Source organism: Kamptonema animale CS-326 (assembly GCF_028330895.1).
Lineage (GTDB): Bacteria > Cyanobacteriota > Cyanobacteriia > Cyanobacteriales > Microcoleaceae > Kamptonema > Kamptonema formosum.
Genome location: NZ_JAQMUA010000400.1, coordinates 26,803 through 33,950, shown reverse-complemented (window position 1 = coordinate 33,950; position 7,148 = coordinate 26,803). Strand labels below are relative to the sequence as shown.

Below are 7,148 nucleotides of genomic sequence, written 5' to 3'. Positions count from 1 at the left end.
TGCGATTGCTTCGCTTCGCTCGCAATGAGAGGACTACATTTATTTATGTCCGATTACTTATCGTAATAATCATTTTAGGATAAAATCAAAGAATCGGCGAAAGAAGGCTAGAGCTATGACCCAAACTCAATTAAATGTCTCTAAATCTGCTGATTTGTACGAAGCCGATTTCTATGCTTGGACTGTTAAGCAAGGTAAACTTTTGCGAGAGGGTGCGTGGGATAGTTTAGATGTTCCGAATTTAGTTGAGGAGATTGAATCTTTGGGGAGACAAGACCGCAGAGAGTTGAGTAACCGCTTAAGAGTTTTAATCGGGCATCTGCTGAAATGGGAATATCAATCTGGTAAGCGTTCTCGGAGTTGGTCGAATACTATTTATGAACAACGTTATCAAATTAAGAAACTTATCAAAGAAAGCCCTAGTTTAAAACTTTACTTGGACGATGCGATGGTGGAAATTTACAGCGATGCGCTGGATTTAGCTATTCGGGAAACTTCCTTAGATAAAAGTTGTTTTCCTCAAGAATGCTGTTACAATTTAGAGCAGATATTAGAAAAAGATTTTTTTCCTGGCGAACCAACTGAATCAGATTTAATCGATTAATTGGGTATCGAGTATAATCATGGCAAATAACCCCGGCGATTGGAAATCGCGGCTACACAAACCAAGTCCGCCTACGCGGACTAAAAAAATGAGGTTTAACCCGCGCAGGCGGGTTTTGTCTGTGTAGATGCGGTTTCAACCGCCCGGTTTTTCCAATAAATCTATAAAAGGCTGTATCTGTTGTAATCCTTCTTCCCGCCAATTATTGCCAATTTCCCCATCTTCCAAAGTAAATAATCTTTCTCGACAAAGGATTTGCAACAAAATCGGCCAGCATCTACTTTGACTTAAAATCCACTCTATATCATCCTCAGCAAAAGGTATCGGCGAACTAGCTATTAATTCCCGCGCTTCTAACTCTGTCAAGACTCCCAACGTCGCGCTATAGCCGAAAATATTAAAAAATGGCGAAGTATGTCCGGTGTGACGCGCTAATTCTATGGGTGATTCAGGGGTGGCCAAGACAAAGGCTAAATTACCTTGAGTATAGTTAGTTGCCAAAGAACGCAAACTCTCCCAAAAAGTATCATCTAATTCTGGACAGCGTTGCAATCCTACGCCAATTTCATCGAGTAAGATAACTGTAGGTTTCTGCAATTTACCGCTAACCACATCCATGAATTTATCCAAATTACAAGGATTAGGTATTGGCATTTCCAAACATTCTAATATATAGCCTAAAAATCCCTCCCGACTCTGCATTCTCGCATCTTGCAAGTCTACGAATATCCAGCAGTAATTCTCTGGATGCGCCAACCAGTCAGATTTTTGGTTGACGCGCAACTGTGTTGCTGGCGTGGTGGTAATGTTTTTCAAGTAATGCAGCAGAGAAGTTTTGCCGCTACGCCGTTTACCGATAATGGCAGCATTTTGCAGGGGATGGCGTTTTAGTAAGTCGAATATGCGTTTTAGTTCTCGCTGTCGCCCGAAAAAGTAGCGCGGTTGGGTGATGGGAGTACCAATGATAAAAGGTGAGGGTGGCGGAGGTGTAATTTCTTCTTTAAAGGCTATTTTCTGCCAGTCTAAGCCTAGTTTTTCGCTAATTTCGACAAAATTAAGATAATCAATAGATATGCCGTTGAGGAACTTTCTAACGGTATCTCTAGACATTTCTAATTCTGTTGCCAAAACATTTTGGCTAGGAAAACTATTGCGTTGGACAGCTTGTTTTACTTTTTCGATGTACTCTGGGGCAACTTTGAGCGATCGCGACATAGAAAATCAGCGAATATTGATCGTAATCATACCGAAATTCTGTGTAATCAGGACTTACGCACCCAACCAAAGAAACCGGGTTTTTTGACGGAAATACTTCGTTGTTACCCACAGATTCTCTCAAAAACCCGGTTTCTGGGACTCCCTGTGTAAGTCCTAGCAATACCCACACAACTCAGTCATCTTTCAGTCAAAAGTCAGACAAATTGAGATATTTTTAACCCCAAATGTCCGTCAACCCCACGTTTTTATAGAAGTGTCCCTAAAGGTACTTCCATGAATAACTTCAACTACCTCGAAAAAGCTTTAGAACTCACTTGCGGTATTCTGGCAATTTACCAATGGTGTCCCTCGTTAGGAATTGCGGTTGCCGTTGCTATTATATTATGTCTGATTGACAAGTGCGAAGATGATTGGGAATAATTGTAAGTGAAATAAGGCGCGATCGTCCCTCGGCAATTAGTCGAGGGTGCGACTCAATTACTAATTGCTTGCCAGCACAACCATTCTTACAACTTTTCTATACGATGGATGGTCATTTTCGATTTTCCTCGCGCCTGGGACGATTGTCCCAAGCGCTGTCAACCACCCACTGATAACCAGCTTTAGGCAGACAAATACAATTACTATATTATGATGTTCCGTTTACCAACACAAGCATTTTTACAAATATTTACAATTAAATATTGTGCTAACTTTAGCTTGGCATCCATTACGATCAGCCAATATTTATGTAATAGCCTAATATCCAAAATCCAAGATTGAAAGATCCTCCGGCCGATCAATGTCAGCGAGTGGGGAAAGATAAGCAATGGCTAATTTGAGATTATGTGCGATCGCGACACTCTGGGCCAAAACCTCAGCCGTTCCCCAGTTAATACCCATGAAAATTTCTGGTACAAACCTCCGCAAACCAATCAGATAATAACCTCCATCTAAAGCTGGGCCCAGCACCAAGTCTTGACCTTCAAGTTCGTTAAAAGCTTTTGCCATTAAATCAGCGTTCAAACCTGGACAATCAGTACCAATAAGCACAACTTTCTCAACACCAGAATTAAAAGACATCTCAAATGCAGCCGCCATTTTTAGACCCAAATCACCTGTCACCTGATTTTGGTAAAAAATATCATTTCCCAGCCACGCTTCCATGAGTTCCTGGCTACCTCCTGTGAAGTAAACTTCTACAAAAAGTTGGCGAGTATTTTTGAGTTGCTTAGCTTGGGAAATAGTGCCTTCAGTCAGTTGTTGATGAAGTTTTGCCGCACCTTCTTTTCCTAGCACTGGAATCAGCCGAGTTTTAGTTTTACCTGCTTCGGGATAGCGGGTAAAAACGATTAACTTTTCTTTCATTGTACTCGCCTTTAGGAGTAAATTATGAGGGCGATTGAAATCGCGCAGCAACGCGGGCACACAATCAAAGTCCGCACTTCGACAAGCTCAGCGAACACCTACGCGGACTCTATAGTTTATTGGATTTTGGAAAAATTTAATCTTGTTAGGGGTAAAGGATATTTAGCCCCTGTAAACTTTATATATTTTACACGCTCATTTCCAACATCCGCTGAATTGGTCGTAAAGCTGCTGCTTGGATATCAGCAGCTAAGGTAATCTCAGGAGTGCGATTTTTCATAGCCAGATACAATTTTTCTAAAGTATTTAATCTCATGTGCGGACATTCATTGCAAGCACAATTATTAGTCGGAGGAGCGGGAATGAATTGTTTTTCTGGAGATTCTTTCTGCATTTGGTGAATAATTCCCGGTTCAGTCGCAACAATGAAAGCTTGACTGAGACTCGATTGAGAATATTTAAGTAATGCCGTTGTCGAACCGATATAATTAGCATGGCGTAAAACTGGCGGTTCGCATTCTGGATGAGCAATTACTTCGGCTTCGGGGTGTTCGATTTTGAGCTGGACTATCTTCTTTTCTGAGAAGATTTCGTGAACCATACAAGCGCCTTGCCAGAGTACCATTTCTCTACCTGTTTGTTCGGAAACGTAGCGACCAAGATTGCGGTCTGGCCCGAAAATAATCGGTTGATTTTTGGGGATTTGGTTGACAATTTTGACAGAATTAGAACTTGTACAAATAATGTCGCTCATTGCCTTGATTGCGGCTGTACAATTAATGTAAGAAATTACTAAATGGTCGGGATGTTCGGCTTTAAATGCGGCAAAAGCATCGGGAGGGCAACTATCAGCTAGGGAACAACCTGCATTTAAATCAGGGAGTAATACGAGTTTATTCGGATTAAGAATTTTGGCTGTTTCTGCCATGAAGTGAACGCCGGCAAAGACGATCACATCGGCGTTAGTATTAGCAGCTTTGCGGGAAAGTTCTAGGGAGTCGCCGATGTAGTCTGCTATGTCTTGAATGTCTGGATCTTGGTAATAATGAGCGAGGATGACGGCGTTTAGTTCTTGTTTGAGGGTGTTAATGGCTGCAAACAAGTCGTGAGGTAGTCTGGGAATGAGAGTATTTGGCTGAGTTGCGGCGATGGTAAACACAGTAGTAACCTTTAGGGGGTGAGTTGGGGCTGAATAAAGTGTATTTGAATTATAGTTGAATTCACCAAAAATGGCTGTGAGGCTAAAAAAATTAAAATTGATATTTTTTAATTTTTAATTTTTAATTTTTAATTCTCTTCCTTACCGGGGGAGTACAAAAATTGCTCTGGGTTTCCTATGCTGGATTAATAAGGGGATTAATAAGGGGCTAGAGAGCGATCGCATATGGTGAATCAGATGAATGAAGCTAAGGTTATCAAAATTGTGGTGGTGGGGGACGTTCACGATCAGTGGGAAGCTGAGGATGGGGTTGCTCTGAAGCATCTAGGTGTTGATTTGGTGTTGTTTGTGGGGGATTTTGGGAATGAGTCGCTGGAGGTAGTACAGGCGATCGCATCTTTGGATATTCCCAAGGCGGCGGTTTTTGGCAATCACGATGCTTGGTACACGGCGACGGAGTGGGGTAGAAGTCAGTGTCCTTACGATCGCCAGCAGGAAAATCGGGTGCAGCAGCAGTTAGATTTAATGGGAGAAGCTCATGTTGGGTATGGAAAGCGAGACTTTCCAGAGTTGGGTGTGACGGTGGTAGGGGGTCGGCCCTTTACTTGGGGAGGGCCGGATTGGAAGTATCCAGATTTTTACAGTGAGTGGTTTGGGGTGGAGAATTTTGCAGAGTCTACGCGGCGGATTGCTGCGGCTGCGGCTGAGGCGGATTGTGAAAGCGTGATTTTTTTGGGTCACACTGGGCCAACTGGTTTGGGAGATGCGCCGGAAGATCCCTGTGGGAGAGATTGGAAGCCGTTAGGGGGGGATTTTGGCGATCCAGATTTTGGAGATGCGATCGCCCAAACTCGCGCTGCTGGGAAGCAGATTCCGCTGGTGACATTTGGTCATATGCACCACAACCTGCGCCACACAAAGAAGGTTTTGCGGAAGTCGGTAGAGGTAAGCGCTGAGGGGACGGTGTATTTGAATGCGGCGAGAGTACCCCGAATTGTGGAAGAGGAGAGGACTCGACTGCGGAATTTTTCGGTGGTGTTGCTGGAAGGGGGGATAGTGTCGGAGGTTTCTCTGGTTTGGGTTGGGGATGATTTCGCTGTCGCCTTGGAACAGATTTTATATCGGCGGATCGATCCGATGGTGCAAGTTGTTTGTTAATGGTGAGGTGTTCTGATATGATAAAGTGGATGCGCCTGGAGAGGTGGCAGAGTGGTCGAATGCGCTTGACTTGAAATCAAGTGAACTGAAAGGTTCCGTGGGTTCAAATCCCACCCTCTCCGTTTTTAGGTTAATGCTTGGTTTGTCGCGATCGCTAGCTGGTGATATTTCACCCGATTTGAATGTGTACCATAATCAGATAAAGGTGAGCGATCGCTCTTTTGCGTAAACTAAGGGCGATCGCACCATATCTAACACTCCACTACCTTTGATTAGCTTGGTGCAATTGCTTAGTTTCCGCCAATATTTTCTGAAAATCTTCCTCACTTAACTGCTTAACATAATTAATCTTCACCTCCTCTAAGAAATCTGACAACAGTAATTGAATTTCCTGCAAAGTTTGCTGTTGTTGTAATTCGCTTCCCAAAGCCTTACCAAAATGCTGCACTAGCTGATTAGAAAGTTGAGTACCTACAGGATCGTCTGCGGCCGCTTTAAACGCTTCGTAAGCGTTTTGAGGCCCAAATGCTGCTAATTTAGATAGCTCTCCAACTAACTGTTCCGCTAGCTTTTCTGGTAAATTTCCTAATCCCGGTACTTGCTGCAATCCTTGATAAACGGGGGATTGTTTAAGCGTACTTTCTATACTATGCCGCAACAACGCTTCTAAATCTGGCTGAAGTTGAGGAAGAACTTTGTAAACAGTTACTTGCACTAAGCGAGTAGCGATCGTTTCTATTTCATTAATATCGTTAATATCCTTATAGCGCTGTTTCTGCGATTGAAATAACTGTTTCGCAAACTCCCCAGAACGAATCGAGCCTTGCATCTGATTGATAATTTGAATCACCACAACTTCCGTTAGTTCCTGTGCAAAACTACCAATAAAAACGCGGGTGATTACAGTTCGTAAAGGTTCAAGATCCGGCAACTTTGCTTGATTCAAGCGCATTATAACTGGAATAACGCGCAGCAGCCGCCAGAAAGGAAGTAACAGCAAAATATCGTACCACCGCCAAAGCATTGCTTCTCGCCATGTCAAACCGGCATAGCGGCGACTGAGGAAAAATGTTCGACCTAGAAACTCTAAACCAAATATCAGGATAAACCAGCGATCTATTTTCCAAAACCGTTCAATAACTTCGCCATTTTCGCCAATTCCACGATAATAATTAGTCGCAATTAAAGGTTTTATTTCCCTTTTGAACCATTGGATTTCCTGGGGCCAACCCCTTGTATTTAAATACTCGCTGCTCCAAAATCTTCTGAATGCTTCTTTGGAAGAGTCTTCTGGATTGGGAATCCGATTCCGCATTCGATTTTTGATCTTTTCCAGAGTTCCACTCTTGTTGGCTACTGCAAAAGGATTTTGATTAACCATTTCCACGCTTTCGCTACGAAGTTGCTCTAATAAGCTGCTTACTTCAGAAGAGTTAGTTCCTGTTTGCAAGATTTGAGCTTCTAAGGCATTAACAGTGTTTAAATATTTCTGGGTTTCTCTGTTAGGTTCAATTCCTTTATAGGGATCGTAAATTTGAGTAATCGCGGGAAATTGGCGGAAGTAGAAATCCCGCCAAGAGATATAACTAAAGTCAAATAATACTAAGCTGAAATCCACTAAGGCGATCAGGGCCATCGTACCGTCGAACCAGCGGAATTTTG

Annotated in this window: 7 protein-coding genes and 1 tRNA gene; 4 read left to right on the top strand and 4 right to left on the bottom strand. The window is 42.9% G+C overall.

The window, feature by feature from the left end:
* The first annotated feature begins 115 nt into the window (after nucleotides 1–115).
* The gene (locus PN499_RS23790) at nucleotides 116–604 is read left to right on the top strand and encodes a DUF29 domain-containing protein (protein ID WP_272035220.1); all 489 of its coding nucleotides are present in this window, start codon (nucleotides 116–118) and stop codon (nucleotides 602–604) included.
* 135 nt (nucleotides 605–739) lie between these two features.
* Here the strand turns inward: PN499_RS23790 and PN499_RS23785 are convergent, their stop codons facing one another.
* On the bottom strand, nucleotides 740–1,819 hold the full coding sequence (locus tag PN499_RS23785; protein ID WP_272035219.1) for an ATP-binding protein: 1,080 nt from the start codon (nucleotides 1,817–1,819) through the stop codon (nucleotides 740–742).
* 276 nt (nucleotides 1,820–2,095) lie between these two features.
* Here PN499_RS23785 and PN499_RS23780 point away from each other — a divergent pair, with 276 nt between their 5' ends.
* On the top strand, nucleotides 2,096–2,242 hold the full coding sequence (locus tag PN499_RS23780) for a hypothetical protein (protein WP_272035218.1): 147 nt from the start codon (nucleotides 2,096–2,098) through the stop codon (nucleotides 2,240–2,242).
* A 318-nt stretch (nucleotides 2,243–2,560) separates the two neighbouring features.
* Here the strand turns inward: PN499_RS23780 and PN499_RS23775 are convergent, their stop codons facing one another.
* Together PN499_RS23775 and nadA are read right to left on the bottom strand one after the other, a co-directional pair.
* Nucleotides 2,561–3,169 carry a TIGR04282 family arsenosugar biosynthesis glycosyltransferase gene (locus tag PN499_RS23775; protein ID WP_272035217.1) on the bottom strand — a complete coding sequence of 203 codons (609 nt, stop codon included), beginning with the start codon at nucleotides 3,167–3,169 and terminating at the stop codon, nucleotides 2,561–2,563.
* A gap of 187 nt (nucleotides 3,170–3,356) precedes the next feature.
* Entirely contained in the window at nucleotides 3,357–4,328 is a 972-nt protein-coding gene (nadA, locus tag PN499_RS23770) for a quinolinate synthase NadA (RefSeq protein ID WP_272035215.1), read from the bottom strand.
* A 237-nt stretch (nucleotides 4,329–4,565) separates the two neighbouring features.
* On the opposite strand from nadA, the gene PN499_RS23765 reads away from it, so the two are divergent.
* Together PN499_RS23765 and PN499_RS23760 are read left to right on the top strand one after the other, a co-directional pair.
* On the top strand, nucleotides 4,566–5,486 hold the full coding sequence (locus tag PN499_RS23765; RefSeq protein WP_272035213.1) for a TIGR04168 family protein: 921 nt from the start codon (nucleotides 4,566–4,568) through the stop codon (nucleotides 5,484–5,486).
* Between the two features lie 37 nt (nucleotides 5,487–5,523).
* Nucleotides 5,524–5,608: transfer RNA gene (locus PN499_RS23760), tRNA-Ser, on the top strand.
* Between the two features lie 140 nt (nucleotides 5,609–5,748).
* Here PN499_RS23760 and PN499_RS23755 read toward each other — a convergent pair.
* Complete coding sequence (locus tag PN499_RS23755) at nucleotides 5,749–7,122, bottom strand: hypothetical protein (RefSeq protein WP_272035223.1); 1,374 nt, start codon at nucleotides 7,120–7,122, stop codon at nucleotides 5,749–5,751.
* Nucleotides 7,123–7,148: the final 26 nt, after the last annotated feature.